This window comes from Acidimicrobiales bacterium, assembly GCA_041394245.1.
Classification (GTDB): Bacteria; Actinomycetota; Acidimicrobiia; order Acidimicrobiales; family Aldehydirespiratoraceae; genus JAJRXC01.
Map to the genome: position 1 here is coordinate 146,284 of JAWKIR010000002.1, position 14,831 is coordinate 161,114.

Genomic DNA, 14,831 nt, shown 5'->3' on the forward strand with positions numbered 1-14,831 from the left:
GGAACTGTCCTCCCTACGCGCCGGACCGGATCGCCCCGACGTCCCGACCGACGGTACGAACGACCGAGTCCGAGGTGCAGGGCCGAAAGTCCCGTCGGCGTCGGCTGGCTCGTCGGCAGCGCGAACTAGGGTCGCCCCATGAATGACGACGAGACGGTCGACCTCGGCTCTCCCTGCCTGGTCGCGACCTACGCCGACCACGTGCTGCGGGTGCGGATCGATCGGGTGGACCGCCGCAACTCGATGACCCAGGACATGTACCGCGGGGTGAAGCGCGCCGCGGTCATGGCCGACAGGGAAGCCGACATCGACGTGTTGGTCATCACCGGGACCGACGACGTGTTCTGCGTCGGCGGCGACATGGCGGGCAACTCGATCGACGACCCGACGCTCGCCGCAGAGTGGGATCCGACCGACCACTTCCCGTTCCGACACCTCGAGCGGTGCTCCGCAGCAGTGATCGCCGCCGTCAACGGACTCTGTTACGCGGGTGGACTCGACCTGATGCTGCACTGTGACTTCTCGATCGCCAAGGAGTCGGCGCGGTTTCGGGCACCGGAACTCCTCCGGGGTGCGCCCGATGTCTTCATGGCCACCCGGCTGGCGGACTGGGTCGGTCTGGGCAACGCCAAGTGGATCATGTTCGCGATGGAGGCGTTCGGGGCCGAACGGGCGATGCAGATGGGGCTGTTGCAGCAGGTCGTGCCCGACGACGACTTCGATGCCGCGGTCGACCGACTCGTCGAAGCAGTGACCAAGGGTGCACCGAAGAGTCGCTCTGTGATCAAGGACGACATCAACCGCCAGCTTCGTCCACACGACGCCCGGGTCTTCCAACGATCGATCATGAATCCCGAGATGCGCGAGGGCATGACCGCGTTCGTGGAGAAGCGCGACCCCGTCTGGCCCCGCGACTGAGCGGATCGACACGCTCGCCGGGGGTTCGTCCCGTCAGTCGGGCAGACGGCAGGCGTCGGTCGCGCCCGGCAGGCGGTGGCGATACTTCGCGACGAGGCGGTAGACGGGCCCGGCGAGCCACGAGATCGGCGGCGTGATGATCAGTCGCCCGACGATCGCCCAGGCTCCGCCGGCGGTCATGAGCGACAACCCGATCGCCCGGTGTCCCCGGTGGGCGGTGCCCGACTCGTCGATCCAGTAGGCGGCGGTGGTCACGTCGGCTTCGGTGAGACCGAGCTCGCCGAGGTCACACGACTGCCAGGGGACGACCGCGGCATGGCCGGACAGACGCGCCTCGATCCAGCGGGCCGAAGAGGTGCAGAACCCACAGTCGCCGTCGAACACGAGCACGAGGACAGTCTCGCAGCGAAAACGAAGAACACCGCCGGAGCGACCGGCGGTGCACACGATTCAGTTGCAGGCCTGATGCAGCCCGGAACCGAAAGATCAGCTGTTGCGACCCATGTTGGGCTTGCGCCCGTGGTTGGCCTTGCTGCGGCGAACCTTCGCCTTCTTCTTCTTGGTGCGCTTCGACATGGCCGTCAGGGTAGCGGGACGAGGGCAAAACCCCGCGCTCGACGAGGTCAGGCCTCGTGGCTCGCGGTCCACGCCAGCACGTCGTCGGCCGTCCAGGTGTTGACGATGTCGTCGATCGGCACCCCGCAGCGGACCGCCTTGTCGGCGCCGTATGGCTGCCACTCGAGCTGGCCGGTCGCGTGGGCGTCGGTGTTGATGGCGACCTTGCACCCCCATTCGATCGCGAGCTCGAGCAGCTCCTCCGGGGGGTCCTGGCGTTCGGGGCGGCAGTTGATCTCCACCGCCGTGTCGAACTGGGCGCAGGCGGCGAAGACGATCTCGGCATCGAACTCCGACGGCGGGCGGCCCCGGCCGATCAGCTTGCGGTTGGTGCAGTGGCCGAGCACGTCGGTGTGCGGACTGGCGATCGCCATGACCATGCGCCGGGTCATCTCGTCGCGGGGAAGCTTCAGCTTCGAGTGCACGCTGGCGACGACGAGGTCGAGGCGGGCCAGCATCTCGTCGGCGAGGTCGAGGGTGCCGTCCTCGAAGATGTCGACTTCCATACCGGTGAGCAGACGGAACGGCGCCAGCTCCGCGTTGAGCTGCTCGATCTCGTCGAGTTGGCGGGTCAGGCGTTGTTCGTCGAGCCCGTGGGCGATGGTGAGGCGGGCCGAGTGGTCGGTCACCACCATCCATTCGTGGCCGATCCCGATGGCCGTCTCGGCCATGGCCCGGAGCGGCGCGCCGCCGTCGGACCAGGTGGTGTGGGCATGACAGTCGCCCCGTAGGGCGGTGAGCACGGCGCGGCCGCTGCCGATCGGGATCCGGCTGCGTTCGTCGAGGCGGGCCAGGTAGCCGTCGTCGTTGTCGTCGAGCGCGTCGACGATCACCTCGGCGGTGGACTTTCCGATCCCCTCCAGGTCGGTGAGCGTGCCGGCGGCGGCGCGAGCGGCGATCTCGCCGGGGCCGACCTCGACAACGACCTCGATCGCCCGCTGGAACGCCCGCACCTTCTGCGGGGGCGCGAGTTCACGATCGAGATAGTGGACTGCTCGGCGCAACGCGGCCACGGGCTCCATCGTCCCACGGTAGCCGTGGTGGTCGGCGGGACGGCTCAGAGGCTGGTGAGGTCGTTGACGACGAGGACCACGAGCAGGCCGATGATGCCGAGGTTGATCGCGGTCATCGGCCACTTCCACTTGTGGTCGGCGCGATGGAAGCGCCGGATGCTGACCATGTTGGCCACGATCGCAGCGATGCCGATCGGCACCCCGATCCACGGCCCGGCGCCGGTGCCGAAACCGATGATCGGGAAGATGAACGGGATCAGCACGTAGGTGAGTGTGCAGCGCACCGCCGAGACGGCGATGGACTTCGAGAACGCACGCTCGGCAGCGACGGTGTCGCCCTTGGACTTGCTCGTTGCGGACGGTGCCGCGGTCGTGTCGGTCACGGGGCCCAACGGTAGCCGACCCCTCGTAGATAGCCTCGGCCGGGTATGGAACGATTCGGATTCGTCGGTCTCCCCAACGCGGGCAAGAGTTCTCTCTACAACGCACTCGCGGGCGGCGGTGCGCACGCCGCGCCCTACGCATTCGCCACGACGGATCCCAACGTCGGCGTCGCCAAGGTGCCCGATCATCGGCTCGACCAGCTCGCGGTCATGAGCGCCAGCAAGAACGTGGTCCACGCCGCCGTGCAGTTCACCGACATCGGCGGTCTCGTCGAAGGGGCGAGCCACGGCGAGGGCCTCGGCAACGCGTTCCTCTCCCACATCCGCGAGGTCGACGCGATCGTCTTCGTCCTGCGCGCCTTCCCCGACAGCGACGTGCCCGGTCCGTCCGATCCGCTCGAGCACCTCCGCGTGGTCGAGATCGAACTCGCGCTCGCCGACCTCGCCAGTGCCGAGAAGGCGCTCGACAAGACCAGCCGGATGCTCAAGGGCGACAGCTCGCTGAAGCCGACCGTCGCGCTCCTGCAGACCTGTGTCGATCATCTCGCCGACGGCACACCTCTCTATCGTGCCGATCTCCCGGCCGCGGATCGGGCGGAGCTCAAGGAGTTCTTCTTCCTCACCAACAAGCCCGTCATGGCGGTGCTCAACATCGGCGAGGACCAGATCGGTCAGGAAGACGAGATCGCCGCGCCGGTACGGGCCGAACTCGACGGTGCCGAAGTCGTGGTGCTCAGCGTCCAGCTCGAGGCCGAGGCGGCGCTGATGGACGCCGACGAGCGCCAGGAGATGCTCGAAGCGCTCGGGCTGGGCGAGGGTGCGGTGCCGCGGTTCCTCACGTCCGCCTACCACATGCTCGGGCTCCGGACCTTCCTCACGACGGGGGAGAAGGAGAGCCGCGCGTGGACCTTCCGCGCCGGTTCGACCGCGCCCGAGTGTGCCGGTGTGATCCACACCGACTTCCAGCGCGGCTTCATCCGCGCCGAGACCATCCAGTGGGACGAACTACTCGCCGCCGGCTCGTGGTCAGCGGCCCGCGACGTCGGCAAGGTCCGGTCCGAAGGCAAGGACTACATCGCCCAGGACGGCGATGTGATGGAGTTCCGCTTCAATGTCTAGCCGGGCGTAGCCGGAGCCCTCATCGTCTGCTCCGGGCGTAGCCGGAGCCCTCTCAGTCCTTCTTCGGGTTGTGGTTGGGGCCGAGGGTCTTCTCGAGGTGTTTGTAGACGGCGTTGCCCGTCACCCGTCCGCCGCCGCCCGGATACCCACGGGTCGACCGTAACCCGATCGGCGCGGTCGAGTCTCAACACCCGTGGCTTTCCCTCCCGAACTTCGTCCACGATCCGCCCCGCCTGCCTACCGGCAGGTAGGCTGACGCCCATCATGGTGAATCCTGCTGATCTCCCCATCGTCGAGGCGCTCGAAGCGACCGCCGAGGCCCTCCTCGAACGCCACCTGGCCACCACCAAGGAGTGGTTCCCCCACGCGCTCGTCCCGTGGAGCCAGGCGCTCGACTACGAGCCCGACTACGAGTGGCAGCCCGACGACGCCACGATCCCTCCCGCGGTGCGCAGCGCGCTCTTCGTCAACGTCCTCACCGAGGACAACCTGCCCTTCTACTTCCGCGACATCGAGCGGATGTTCGGTCGCGATGGCGCCTGGGGCGAATGGGTACGCCGCTGGACGGCCGAGGAAGGCCGCCACGGCATGGTGCTCAACACCTACCTGCAGGCGACCCGAGCGCTCGACCCGGTCGAGTTGGAGCGGGCCCGGATGATCCAGGTGCAGACCGGGGCCGTCCCCGAGCCGCCGAGCGCGGCCGAGGGCCTCGCCTACGTGTCGCTGCAGGAACTGGCGACCCGGATCTCGCACTTCAACACCGGCAACCTGCTCGATGATCCCGTCGGCCGACAGATCATGCGGCGGGTCGCCGCCGACGAGAACCTGCACTTCCTGTTCTATCGCGACGCCCTCAGCGCGATCATCGAGATCGACCCGTCGTCGGCGGTCATGGCGATGGAGAAGCAGACGACCGACTTCGCCATGCCGGGTCTGGGCATCCCCGGATTCAACGACCATGCCAAGGCGATCGCCGATGCGGGGATCTACGACCTCGCGATCCACCACGACCAGATCCTCCAGCCGGTGATCATGCGTGACTGGGCACTCGAGTCGATCGAAGGACTCTCCGCCGAGGCCGAGCAGGCGCGTGAGCGACTCGTGAAGTACATCGGCCGTGTCGGTCGGGTCGGGGCGCGGATCGCGGCCCGCCGCGAGGAGCGGGCCGGCGAACGCGAACCCGCGGTGGTCTGAGACCGGTGCGTCCGGTGTCGCGTCACCCGCGGGCGTGTCAGGACGTTTAGATTTCGGTCATGCCGTGGCTCGTCGCTGAGGATCGTGTTGTGGCCTCGCTCGAGGTGGCCGACACGCGCCGTTCCCGTCGTCGCGGGCTCCTCGGCCGCGACGGCATCGAGGGGGCGATCATGCTCACGCCGGCTCGCTCGGTGCACACGGTTCGGATGCGGTTCGCGATCGATGTCGCCCACGTCGACGCCGACATGGTCGTGCGCTCGGTCGTGACGATGCGGCCCTACCGGCTGGGCCGTTGGCACCCGAGATGTCGACACGTCATCGAGGCCGAGGCGGGCTCGCTGCGGCGTTGGGGCATCGAGCCCGGCGTGACGATCGACGTCACGTCGTGAGCGGGACGCTCGTCCTCGTCGCGACGCCGATCGGAAATCTCGGTGACCTGGCCCCGCGGGCCGTGGAAGAACTCGACGGCGCCGCCCTCGTCTGCTGTGAGGACACGCGCCGCACCGGTCGCCTGCTCGCCCACGCGGGTGTCGCCGATGCTCGCCTCCGTCGCGTCGACGACCACACCGAGCGGCGCGCCGCCGCGGAGGTGCTCGATCTCCTCGCCTCCGGCTCGCGAGTGGCGCTGGTGTCCGATGCGGGCACGCCCGGCATCTCCGATCCCGGCGCCCGGCTCGTCGATGCCGTGCTCGATGCCGGGTTCGAGGTGTCGGTCGTTCCCGGTCCGGTCGCCGCGATCGCCGCGCTCGTGGCCAGTGGCCTCCCCACGGACCGCTTCGTCTTCGAGGGATTCCTGCCCCGCAAGGGCCGGGAGCGGGGTCGGCGGCTGGACGAGATCGCCCACGAACGACGCACGGTCGTCCTCTACGAATCTCCGAACCGGATCGGCGCGACGCTCGTTGCGCTCGCCGAGGTCTGTGGTGCCGAGCGTCGGGCTGTGGTCGCTCGGGAGTTGACCAAGCTGCACGAGGAGTTCGTCCGGGGCACGCTCGCCGAGCTCTCGGAGTGGGCCGTCACGACCCCCAAGGGCGAGATCGTCCTCGTGATCGAGGGTGCCCCCGAGGCCGACGAGGCGACCGACGACGAGATTCTCGCCGCGCTCCGGACCGCGCTCGACACCGGCAGTTCCGCCCGTGATGCCGCGGATTCCGTGGCCACCGCGCTCGGGGTGGGACGGCGCCGGGCCTACCAGTTGACGCTCGGCATCCCCGGGGGTGTCACACCCCCTTCGTAGCATCCGGTTCATGGAACCTGTGCTCGTGATCTCCCTGGTCGCCTCCCTCTTCATCGCTGCCGGTCTCGGCGTTGCCGTCGGTCTCCACCTCGTTCGCTCCCGACAGGGCGCCCAGGACGAGGCGATCGTGCGGCTCGCCGCCGAGCTGGCGGCCCGCCAGGATTCCAGCGTCGAAGGGGTGGTCGAGCGGGTCGTCGCAGTGGCGGGCGAGAGCTTCGACAGTCGCTTGCAGACGGGCACCGCCGAGCTCGAACACCGGCGGGAGGCGATCGATCTGCGGCTCACCGGCACCCAGCAGCGCATCGACGAGCAGCTCGGCAACGTCGTCGCGTCGTTGCAGGCGAAGATCGAAGAGGTCGACAAGATCGTCGCCGAGCGGGTCGGCGGCATGTCCGAGACGATGGACGCCAGGGTCGGCGGCATGTCGAAGACCCTCGGACATCAGGTCACGTCCATGGGCAGCGAACTCCAGCAGGTCCGGACCCTCGTCGCCCAGCTCCAGAAGGAACGGGCGCAGCAGCACGGGCAGTTCGTCGAGAGCCTCGAGGCCGCGACCCGTCAGCAGAAGGTGCTCGCCGAGACGACCCAGCACCTCCGTGAAGCACTCGCCAGCCCCCAGGCCCGTGGCCAGTGGGGCGAGCGCATGGCCGAAGACGTGCTGCGGGCCGCCGGGATGCGCGAGGGCCTCAACTATCGCAAGCAGCGCACGATCGACGGCGGCACCAAGCCCGACTTCACCTTCCTCCTGCCCGATGACCGCCAGCTCCACATGGACGTCAAGTTCCCGGTCACCAACTATCTGCGGTATCTCGAGGCGCCCAGCGACGCCGAGGCCCTCGCGCTGCGCGATCGCTTCCTGAAAGACGTGCGCGAGCGGATCAAGGAGCTGAGCGGACGCGGCTACGCGGCGACCGACACGACCGTCGGCTATCTGCTGCTGTTCATCCCCAACGAGAGCGTCTACGGGTTCATCCACGAGAACGACATGACGCTTCTCGACGACGCCCTCGGCCAACGCGTCGTACTGTGCTCGCCGACCACGCTGTTCGCCGTGCTCGCGGTCATCCGCCAGGCGATGGACACCTTCGCCGTGGAGCAGGCGACCGAGGAGATCCTCGAATGTCTGGCCGGGTTCGGCGAGCAGTGGCAGAAGTTCTCGGGTCAGATCGACAAGGTCGAGCGCCACATCGACACCCTCAGTCGGAGCTTCGCCGACCTGTCGGGGACCCGTCGTCGCCAACTCGAACGTCAACTCGATCGCATCGACGACGTCCGGTCGCGCACCGGCGTCGACACCGACGCCATGGTCCTCGGATCGGCCTCGAGCCCGGTGCTTCGCGACGTGACGGCGAGCTGACCCGGGGAATAGTCCGCTGGGGTTCCCGGGCCGCCGGTAGCCTCGATGCCCATGGCCACCCCCGTTCTCGTCGCTGTCGCCTGGCCCTACGCGTCGGGCTCACGTCACCTCGGCCACCTCGCCGGGGCCTATCTCCCGGCCGACGTGTTCGCTCGTCACCAGCGGCGGGTGGGCAACGAGGTGCTGATGGTGTCGGGGTCAGATGTTCACGGCACCCCGATCACGGTGCGAGCCGACGCCGAGGGTGTGACGCCGCAGGACATCGTCGATCGGTACCACAACGAGTTCGTCGCCCAGTGGGAGCAGATCGGCATCTCGTGGGACAACTACACCACCACGGGCACCGCCAATCACGCCCGGGTCACCCAGGAGATGTTCCTCGCCCAACTGGCCAACGGCCACATCGACAAGCGGATGTCCGACCAGTTCTACGACCCGGAGGCCGAGCGATTCCTGCCCGACCGCTACATCGAGGGCACCTGCCCCAACTGCGGCTACGAAGAGGCCCGCGGTGATCAGTGCGACAACTGTGGTCGCACCATCGACGCCATCGAACTGGGCAATCCCCGCTCCAAGATCAGCGGCGCCACCCCGGAACTGCGGGCCACCGAGCACTTCTACTATCGCTACTCCGACTTCACCGAACGACTCGCCGAGTGGCTGAAGGCCAAGGAGGGGTGGCGGCCCCACGTCGTGAACTTCGCGCTCGGGTGGACCGAGGAAGAGGGGCTGCACGACCGGGCGATCACCCGAGATCTCGATTGGGGCATCGAGCTCCCCGTCGACGATCTCGGCCCGGGCAAGCGCATCTATGTCTGGTACGACGCCGTCATCGGATACCTCTCGGCTGCGAAGGAGTGGGCCGTCAACCAGGGCGATCCGGAGCGCTGGCGGCATTGGTGGGAGAACGACGAGTCGCGCCACGTGTATTTCGTCGGCAAGGACAACATCCCGTTCCACTGCCTGTTCTGGCCCGCCCAGCTCATGGGAGCCGGTGACCTGCACCTGCCCGACGACGTGCCGGCCAACCAGTACATCACCTTCAAGGGCGGCAAGGCGTCGGCCAGTCGGGGCGTCGGTCTCACGATCGAAGAGGGTCTGCGTCTGTTCCAGCCCGATGGGCTCCGCTACGCGCTCGCGGCCAACTTCCCTGAACAGGCCGACACCGACATCTCCATCGAGGAGATCGCCCGGCGGATCAACGAGGAGCTGGTCGCCACCTGGGGCAATCTCGTCAACCGGGTGCTGTCGATGGTCAACAAGAACCATGGCGTTCAACCGGAGAGCGAGGGCCGCACCGCCGAAGACGAGGCTGTCCTCGCCGCCGTCGATGCTGCACTCGTGACCGCCGGTGAGCAGATCGAGCGGGTCGAGCTCCGTAGCGCCCTGCGCACCGCCATGGACGGAGCCCAGGCGATCAACGCCTACCTCAACGCCACCGAGCCATGGAAGCTTGCGAAGTCGGATCCAGAACGCTCCGCGGTGGTGCTGGCCACTGCGCTCGATGCCGTCAACGGCATCCGCATTGCGTTCACACCGTTCCTGCCGTTCAGCTCGGCGGTGCTCGACGCTGCCCTGGGCGAGGTCGTGGGCTGGCGACGGGTCCCCGTGCCGCCGGGCACCGTGATCGAGAAGCCGACACCGATCTTCACCAAGGTCGATCTCGACGAACTCCTCGCCGACGACTGAGGGATCGCGAGCGATGCCGTGGGTCGACCAGCACTGTCACATTCCTCCGGGAGCCGACGGTGCGGCGCAAGTCGCCGATGCTCGCGCCGCAGGGGTCCTGCGCATGGTCACGGTCGGCACGACCCTCGAACAGAGTCGGAAGATGATCGCTGTGGCCCGAGCCCACGACGGGGTGTGGGCGACGGCCGGGATCCACCCTCACGACGCCACGGACGGGATCGACGGACTCGAGGAGCTCCTCGACGCGACGGAGGTGGTCGCCGTGGGGGAGTGCGGCCTCGACTACCACTACGACCACTCGCCGCGTGACGTGCAGGCCGACGTCTTCCGCCGTCAGATCGCCATCGCCCACCGTCGCGACCTTCCGCTCGTGATCCACACCCGCAGCGCCTGGGACGACACCTTCGCCATCCTCGATGAGGAGGGCACGCCGCGACGGACCGTGTTCCACTGCTTCACCGGTGGGGCCGCCGAGGGGGCGGAGTGTCTGGCCCGGGGCGCGCTGCTGTCGTTCTCCGGGATCGTCACCTTCCCGAGCGGTGGCGACCTGCGCGAGGCCGCCGTGGCGTGCCCGCTCGATCGGCTGCTGGTCGAGACCGACAGCCCGTATCTCGCCCCGGTGCCCCATCGGGGCAAGCCGAACCGGCCGGCCCTCGTGCCGCTCGTCGGTGCCGCAGTTGCCGCGGCGAAAGGGTGCGCGGTCGACGACGTGGAGACGGCGACGTGGGAAACCGCCGCCGAGTTCTACGGTTTCGACGAGGACCGAACCTGATTTTCGTCGGTGGCGAAGGTTGCAATTGTGTTACGGCGCTTCTACCGTCGCGCGTCGTACGGAGTCCATCGGTCGCGTCAGCGGCGGTGGCAGAGGGAAGGACGGAGCTCTGGACGGCACTCGCCGCGCACTGACCGGACCCACCTTCTTCGTGGCGGTGGTCATGCTCACGATCGTCTCGCTGATGGCACCGGCCGGCGCGCTCACGCCGTTGGCCCAGACCGACGTCGCCGCGTTCACCAGCCGCGCCGAGGCCTGGACCGACGCTCGCGACGAGTACCGCGACACCGCGCACGAGCAGGCGTTGGAGTTGGCCGAGACGGCCCGCCAGGCGGAACTCGACCGCGTCGCGGCCGAGGAAGCCGAGCGGATCGCCGAGGCCGAGCGGCGTGCCGCCGAGGAGATCGCCCGGACGAGCACCACCACATCGCCCCCGACCACGACGACCGCGGCCCCCACGACAACCGCAGCACCGACCACCACGGCGCCGAGCACGGTGGCGGCGGCGCCGGCGACGGGCGCACCCACCGCGGCACAGATGGCGGCGCTCCGACAGTGCGAGGCCAGCGGGAACTATGGCGCGGTCAGCGTCAACGGCCGCTATCGCGGCGCCTACCAGTTCTCCCAGGCCACGTGGGACTGGATCGCCGGCATCAGCGGCTCGCCCCTGGTGGGCATCGATCCTGCGGCAGCGAGTCCCGGCGATCAGGATGCGATGGCGCTCGCCCTGTGGCATCAGCGGGGGTGGTCGCCATGGCCGATCTGTGGCGCCCAGGCCGCAGCCTCCTGAGCAACGGGTGACCCACTCTCCGCAGGACCTGCGAGCGCTCATGGAGCGCCACGGCCTCGAGGCCCGGCGGGCGCTCGGCCAGAACTTCGTGGTCGACCCCAACACGGTACGGCGCATCGCCCGGCTGGCCGGTGTCGAGGCCGGCGACCCGGTCGTCGAGATCGGCCCCGGTCTGGGGTCGCTGACCCTTGCACTGCTCGAACGGGGGGCCGAGGTCACCGCCGTCGAGATGGACCGCGACCTGGTTCCCGTACTGCGGGAGGTCGTGGAACCCCACGGTGCGCGGGTGATCGAGGGCGATGCGCGCGAGGTCGACTGGGACGTCGTGCTCGCCTCCCACCGGCAGTGGACCCTCGTCGCCAACCTGCCCTACAACGTCGCCACACCGCTGGTGCTCGACCTGCTCCGCGACGTCCCTCGGATCACGTCGATGCTCGTGATGGTCCAGCGTGAAGCGGGCGAACGCCTGGCCGCGTCCGTGGGCGACAAGGCCATCGGCATCCCGTCGATCCTGGTCGCCTATCACGGCATCGCCGAAGTGGTCGGACGGGTCCCCGCCACCGTGTTCCACCCGCAGCCGAAGGTCGAGTCGGTCCTCGTGCGCATCGACCGCCACGAGAGGCCACCGGTGTCGACCCCGTTGTCGGTCATCGATCCGATCCTGCGTGCCGCCTACGGCCAACGCCGCAAGATGCTCCGCCGATCGCTCGGTTCGCTCGTGTCCGACGAAGCGTTCGTGGCGGCCGGGGTCGACCCGACGGCACGCCCCGAGACACTCGACCTGGGCGCTTGGGCCCGTCTCGCCGCTCAGCCCCGCTGATCGGCCCACAGTTCTGCCATCGCGCCGATCAACTCCATCACCGGGGTCGTGGCGCCGCCGCCTCGGAACTCGCGGTAGCAGGTGTCGACCAGCGTGACGATCCGCTCGGGCTCGCCCCAGTCGCTCCACCGGTCGAGCGAGAGGTCGCGGGCCGCGTCGGCCACCGACATCTCGCGGTCGAACCGGTCACGGCACTCGCGATGGCAGTACCGGAGGTACTCACGGATCTCGCGCAGACCGGAAAGGTCGGTGATCGGTCCGTGACCGGGGACGATCGTCTCGGGGTTCCATGCCTCGATCACGTCGAAGGCGCCGAGAAGCTCGGGGATGGAACCGGCCCAGAGGATGGGATGACCCTCGACGAACACGATGTCGCCGGTGAAGACCGTGGACCGACCCGGCACGTGGACGAGCACATCGCCCTCGGTGTGGGCAGGGCCCACTTCGACCATCTCGACCGTCGTGTCGCCCACCGTGCGTACGAGCCGACCGTCGAATGTGACGGTTGGGGTCGGGCGGTCGATCCCCTCGAATTGAAAGGCGCTGAAGCAGTGGAGAAAGAACTGGCCGGTCACCCCCATCTCGGCGGCCACGTCCATGAACGCCGCCATCGTCTCCGGCCGTTCGGTTGCCATCTCCCGCGCCGCGGCAGTCGAAGCGATCACTTCGCAATCGAGGAGTTCGTTGCCGTTGCAGTGGTCTCCGTTGCTGTGGGTGTTCACCAGCGACGTGATCGTCGCACCGGGAGCGGCATCGGCGAAGCCCTCGAGCATCGCCCGAGTCAGGGGAAGGTCGATCAGGGTGTCGACCAGGAGGGCATCGTCGCCGTCGACGATCAGGCCGGCGTTGCTCCAACACCAGCCACCGTCGGGCTGGAGCCAGGCCCAGTTGCCATTGCCGAGATCGTGGAGCCCCCGGGTGAACGGGCGGGTGCCAAGTGCCATCCGCGCACCCTAGCCTTCGGCCGTGATCACGATCTCCGCTCCGGCCAAGCTGACGGTGTCGCTGGCGATGACCGGTCGCCGTGACGACGGCTACCACCTGATCGACGCCGAGATGGTGAGCCTCGACCTCCACGACACGCTCGAGATCAGTGAGGGCGACGGTCTCGAGATCGTCGGTCCGGCCGGGACCGAGGCCGTCGTCGCCGACGACGACAATCTGGTGCGCCGGGCGCTACGGCTGTGTGGTCGGACCGCTCACGTGCGCGTCATCAAGCGCATTCCCGCGGGTGCAGGGCTCGGCGGTGGATCGGCCGACGCGGCGGCGGTACTTCGATGGGCGGGGTACGACGACGAGATCGCGGCTGCGTCGATCGGCGCCGACGTGGCGTTTTGTCTGCGAGGTGGCCGTGCCCGGGTCGGTGGCATCGGTGAGATCATCGAACCGCTGCCACACCTCCCTCGGACGTTCACCCTGCTGACGCCACCGATCTTCTGCTCGACCCCCGCGGTCTATGCGGCATGGGATCGGCTCGGCGGGCCGAGGGGCGAGCACGGAAACGATCTCGAACCCGCCGCGCTGGCGGTCGCACCGGAACTGGCCCCGTGGCGCGACGAATTGGCCCGAGCGACGGGCCAACGGCCACGCCTCGCCGGTAGCGGCAGCACGTGGTTCGTCGAAGGTGCGTTTCCGGGACCGGGGCGAGTGGTGGCGACGACGGTCGCTGCCGGCTGACGCCTCGGAGGAGGCAGGGCAGGGGGCCCTACTTCTTGCGCTGGTGGCGCGTCCTTCGGAGCATCTTCTTGTGCTTCTTCTTCCGCATGCGCTTGCGGCGCTTCTTGATCAGTGAACCCACGGTGCCCGACGCTACAGGGACAGAGGCCGAGGCCCACCCCGAGAAATCCGGGATTCGGTGTAATCCGGGTCACCCGTGGGCGTTGTGAGGAGTGCCGACGCGCGGCACGCAACGACATCACGACGAACAGAGAGACGAGCGATGAACCGATTCCCCCATCCTCCCCGCCGGGTGGCGCTTCTGGCGGCCGGCCTGGTCCTGGCGCTGCTCGCGACCATGCCCGGACCGGCGGCGGCCGGGTTCGCCGGCAACGAAGCGGACTCGACCCCGGCCCGCGGTGAACATCCCCTTCGGCGCGCCATCAGCCACCTGCCGGGCCGCGTGTTGGACCTTCCCGACACGGATGTGGCGCTGCGCCTGCACTGCGCTCCGCGCTCGACCGACCGCCGCACCCCCGCGGTCGCCTGCGAATGGTCCGGCGGCGACGATGCCGACATCGGCTCCTGGCAACTCTGGCGGCTCCAGGTTCGACCGGCGCAGGACAGCCGGGTGCTCGTGGCCGAGGTCGGTGTGGGCACGACGTCCTTCCTCGACACCGGGGTCATCGCGCCGTCGGCCTACCTGTACGCCGTCCTCGCGGTCGACGGCGCCGGCGAGATCGTCGGTCGAAGCCGCGTGGCCACGGTGACGCTGACGCCACCCGCCCACGAGGTCGAGCCGATGCGTCTCTCCTGTGCCCCGAGTCGCGTCGAGTCCGACGCGGCGCTCACCGTGTCGGTGGGTTGTGCATGGAACCCGGTCACCGCCCCCGCGGCCGTCGGCTATGTCGTCTGGAAGCGCACCGACGACGGCGAGAGGACGGTGCTCGCCCGGGTCGGTCTGTCGACGACCGCGATCCGCGACGATGCTGTGGCGTTCGGTCATCGCTACGCCTACCTCGTCACCGCCGTCGACGGCGACGGCCACGAGGTCGGTCGCAGCCGGGTCGAGAGCGTTGCCATCCCGCGACCCGATCGCCCTGCGCCCGAGAACACCGCGCCGGACGACGAAGCGCCGCAGCGGCCGTCGGAGATCCGTCGCAGCGCCCGCCCGGACGCGGACTGACGCACTGTCGGTCCCGCGCAGGTGTCCGGTGCATCGGCCCCGTCGTCACGGGTGCCGCCGTCAACCCGTCGTGATCGGTCACGCT

At 68.9% G+C, this 14,831-nt stretch carries 17 protein-coding genes; 12 read left to right on the top strand and 5 right to left on the bottom strand.

Annotated features, from left to right (window positions below):
- Nucleotides 1-138: 138 nt before the first annotated feature.
- Nucleotides 139-918, top strand: a complete 780-nt coding sequence (locus R2707_00790; GenBank protein ID MEZ5243605.1) for an enoyl-CoA hydratase/isomerase family protein — start codon at nt 139-141, stop codon at nt 916-918.
- Nucleotides 919-951: 33 nt separating this feature from the next.
- Here R2707_00790 and R2707_00795 read toward each other — a convergent pair whose 3' ends face one another.
- The 3 genes from R2707_00795 to R2707_00805 all read right to left on the bottom strand — a co-directional run bounded on the left by R2707_00795 (nt 952) and on the right by R2707_00805 (nt 2,929).
- Nucleotides 952-1,308, bottom strand: a complete 357-nt coding sequence (locus R2707_00795) for a DUF393 domain-containing protein (protein MEZ5243606.1) — start codon at nt 1,306-1,308, stop codon at nt 952-954.
- 233 nt (nt 1,309-1,541) lie between these two features.
- Nucleotides 1,542-2,555 carry a PHP domain-containing protein gene (locus R2707_00800; GenBank protein MEZ5243607.1) on the bottom strand — a complete coding sequence of 338 codons (1,014 nt, stop codon included), beginning with the start codon at nt 2,553-2,555 and terminating at the stop codon, nt 1,542-1,544.
- 35 nt (nt 2,556-2,590) lie between these two features.
- A complete protein-coding gene (locus R2707_00805; protein MEZ5243608.1) occupies nt 2,591-2,929 on the bottom strand; it encodes a hypothetical protein in 339 nt (112 codons plus the stop codon).
- Nucleotides 2,930-2,974: 45 nt separating this feature from the next.
- Here R2707_00805 and ychF point away from each other — a divergent pair, with 45 nt between their 5' ends.
- The 9 genes from ychF (at nt 2,975) to rsmA (ending at nt 11,904) form a co-directional block, all read left to right on the top strand.
- Entirely contained in the window at nt 2,975-4,048 is a 1,074-nt protein-coding gene (gene ychF, locus R2707_00810; protein ID MEZ5243609.1) for a redox-regulated ATPase YchF, read from the top strand.
- Nucleotides 4,049-4,312: 264 nt separating this feature from the next.
- Nucleotides 4,313-5,242, top strand: a complete 930-nt coding sequence (locus R2707_00815) for an acyl-ACP desaturase (GenBank protein MEZ5243610.1) — start codon at nt 4,313-4,315, stop codon at nt 5,240-5,242.
- Nucleotides 5,243-5,301: 59 nt separating this feature from the next.
- Nucleotides 5,302-5,631 (top strand): DUF192 domain-containing protein, encoded by a 330-nt coding sequence (locus R2707_00820; GenBank protein ID MEZ5243611.1) that lies wholly within the window; start codon nt 5,302-5,304, stop codon nt 5,629-5,631.
- Nucleotides 5,628-6,476: a 16S rRNA (cytidine(1402)-2'-O)-methyltransferase gene (gene rsmI / locus R2707_00825; protein MEZ5243612.1), complete on the top strand. Its 849-nt coding sequence runs from the start codon at nt 5,628-5,630 to the stop codon at nt 6,474-6,476. Before R2707_00820 ends, rsmI begins: the two co-directional genes overlap by 4 nt.
- A gap of 10 nt (nt 6,477-6,486) precedes the next feature.
- A complete protein-coding gene (gene rmuC, locus R2707_00830; GenBank protein ID MEZ5243613.1) occupies nt 6,487-7,833 on the top strand; it encodes a DNA recombination protein RmuC in 1,347 nt (448 codons plus the stop codon).
- A 51-nt stretch (nt 7,834-7,884) separates the two neighbouring features.
- Nucleotides 7,885-9,522: a methionine--tRNA ligase gene (metG, locus tag R2707_00835; protein MEZ5243614.1), complete on the top strand. Its 1,638-nt coding sequence runs from the start codon at nt 7,885-7,887 to the stop codon at nt 9,520-9,522.
- Nucleotides 9,523-9,535: 13 nt separating this feature from the next.
- Nucleotides 9,536-10,294 (top strand): TatD family hydrolase, encoded by a 759-nt coding sequence (locus tag R2707_00840; protein MEZ5243615.1) that lies wholly within the window; start codon nt 9,536-9,538, stop codon nt 10,292-10,294.
- 163 nt (nt 10,295-10,457) lie between these two features.
- On the top strand, nt 10,458-11,084 hold the full coding sequence (locus R2707_00845) for a transglycosylase family protein (protein ID MEZ5243616.1): 627 nt from the start codon (nt 10,458-10,460) through the stop codon (nt 11,082-11,084).
- Nucleotides 11,085-11,091: 7 nt separating this feature from the next.
- Nucleotides 11,092-11,904, top strand: coding sequence for a 16S rRNA (adenine(1518)-N(6)/adenine(1519)-N(6))-dimethyltransferase RsmA (gene rsmA / locus R2707_00850; protein ID MEZ5243617.1), 813 nt, complete (start codon nt 11,092-11,094; stop codon nt 11,902-11,904).
- Here the strand turns inward: rsmA and R2707_00855 are convergent.
- Nucleotides 11,892-12,848, bottom strand: a complete 957-nt coding sequence (locus R2707_00855; protein MEZ5243618.1) for an MBL fold metallo-hydrolase — start codon at nt 12,846-12,848, stop codon at nt 11,892-11,894. The genes rsmA and R2707_00855 overlap by 13 nt on opposite strands.
- Before the next feature lie 22 nt (nt 12,849-12,870).
- On the opposite strand from R2707_00855, the gene R2707_00860 reads away from it, so the two are divergent.
- On the top strand, nt 12,871-13,581 hold the full coding sequence (locus R2707_00860; GenBank protein MEZ5243619.1) for a 4-(cytidine 5'-diphospho)-2-C-methyl-D-erythritol kinase: 711 nt from the start codon (nt 12,871-12,873) through the stop codon (nt 13,579-13,581).
- 28 nt (nt 13,582-13,609) lie between these two features.
- Here R2707_00860 and R2707_00865 read toward each other — a convergent pair whose 3' ends face one another.
- Nucleotides 13,610-13,702 carry an AURKAIP1/COX24 domain-containing protein gene (locus R2707_00865; protein ID MEZ5243620.1) on the bottom strand — a complete coding sequence of 31 codons (93 nt, stop codon included), beginning with the start codon at nt 13,700-13,702 and terminating at the stop codon, nt 13,610-13,612.
- 141 nt (nt 13,703-13,843) lie between these two features.
- Here R2707_00865 and R2707_00870 point away from each other — a divergent pair, with 141 nt between their 5' ends.
- The gene (locus tag R2707_00870) at nt 13,844-14,746 is read left to right on the top strand and encodes a hypothetical protein (GenBank protein MEZ5243621.1); all 903 of its coding nucleotides are present in this window, start codon (nt 13,844-13,846) and stop codon (nt 14,744-14,746) included.
- The last annotated feature ends 85 nt before the right edge of the window (nt 14,747-14,831 follow it).

What these genes read in the sequence shown, in the direction of transcription:
- rmuC (MEZ5243613.1), top strand. Translation starts at nt 6,487, where the DNA reads ATGGAACCTGTGCTCGTGATCTCCCTGGTCGCCTCCCTCTTCATCGCT.
- ychF (MEZ5243609.1), top strand. Translation starts at nt 2,975, where the DNA reads ATGGAACGATTCGGATTCGTCGGTCTCCCCAACGCGGGCAAGAGTTCT.
- R2707_00790 (MEZ5243605.1), top strand. Translation starts at nt 139, where the DNA reads ATGAATGACGACGAGACGGTCGACCTCGGCTCTCCCTGCCTGGTCGCG.
- R2707_00815 (MEZ5243610.1), top strand. Translation starts at nt 4,313, where the DNA reads ATGGTGAATCCTGCTGATCTCCCCATCGTCGAGGCGCTCGAAGCGACC.
- metG (MEZ5243614.1), top strand. Translation starts at nt 7,885, where the DNA reads ATGGCCACCCCCGTTCTCGTCGCTGTCGCCTGGCCCTACGCGTCGGGC.
- R2707_00840 (MEZ5243615.1), top strand. Translation starts at nt 9,536, where the DNA reads ATGCCGTGGGTCGACCAGCACTGTCACATTCCTCCGGGAGCCGACGGT.
- R2707_00855 (MEZ5243618.1), bottom strand. Translation starts at nt 12,848, where the DNA reads ATGGCACTTGGCACCCGCCCGTTCACCCGGGGGCTCCACGATCTCGGC.
- R2707_00845 (MEZ5243616.1), top strand. Translation starts at nt 10,458, where the DNA reads ATGCTCACGATCGTCTCGCTGATGGCACCGGCCGGCGCGCTCACGCCG.
- R2707_00870 (MEZ5243621.1), top strand. Translation starts at nt 13,844, where the DNA reads ATGAACCGATTCCCCCATCCTCCCCGCCGGGTGGCGCTTCTGGCGGCC.
- R2707_00800 (MEZ5243607.1), bottom strand. Translation starts at nt 2,555, where the DNA reads ATGGAGCCCGTGGCCGCGTTGCGCCGAGCAGTCCACTATCTCGATCGT.
- R2707_00820 (MEZ5243611.1), top strand. Translation starts at nt 5,302, where the DNA reads ATGCCGTGGCTCGTCGCTGAGGATCGTGTTGTGGCCTCGCTCGAGGTG.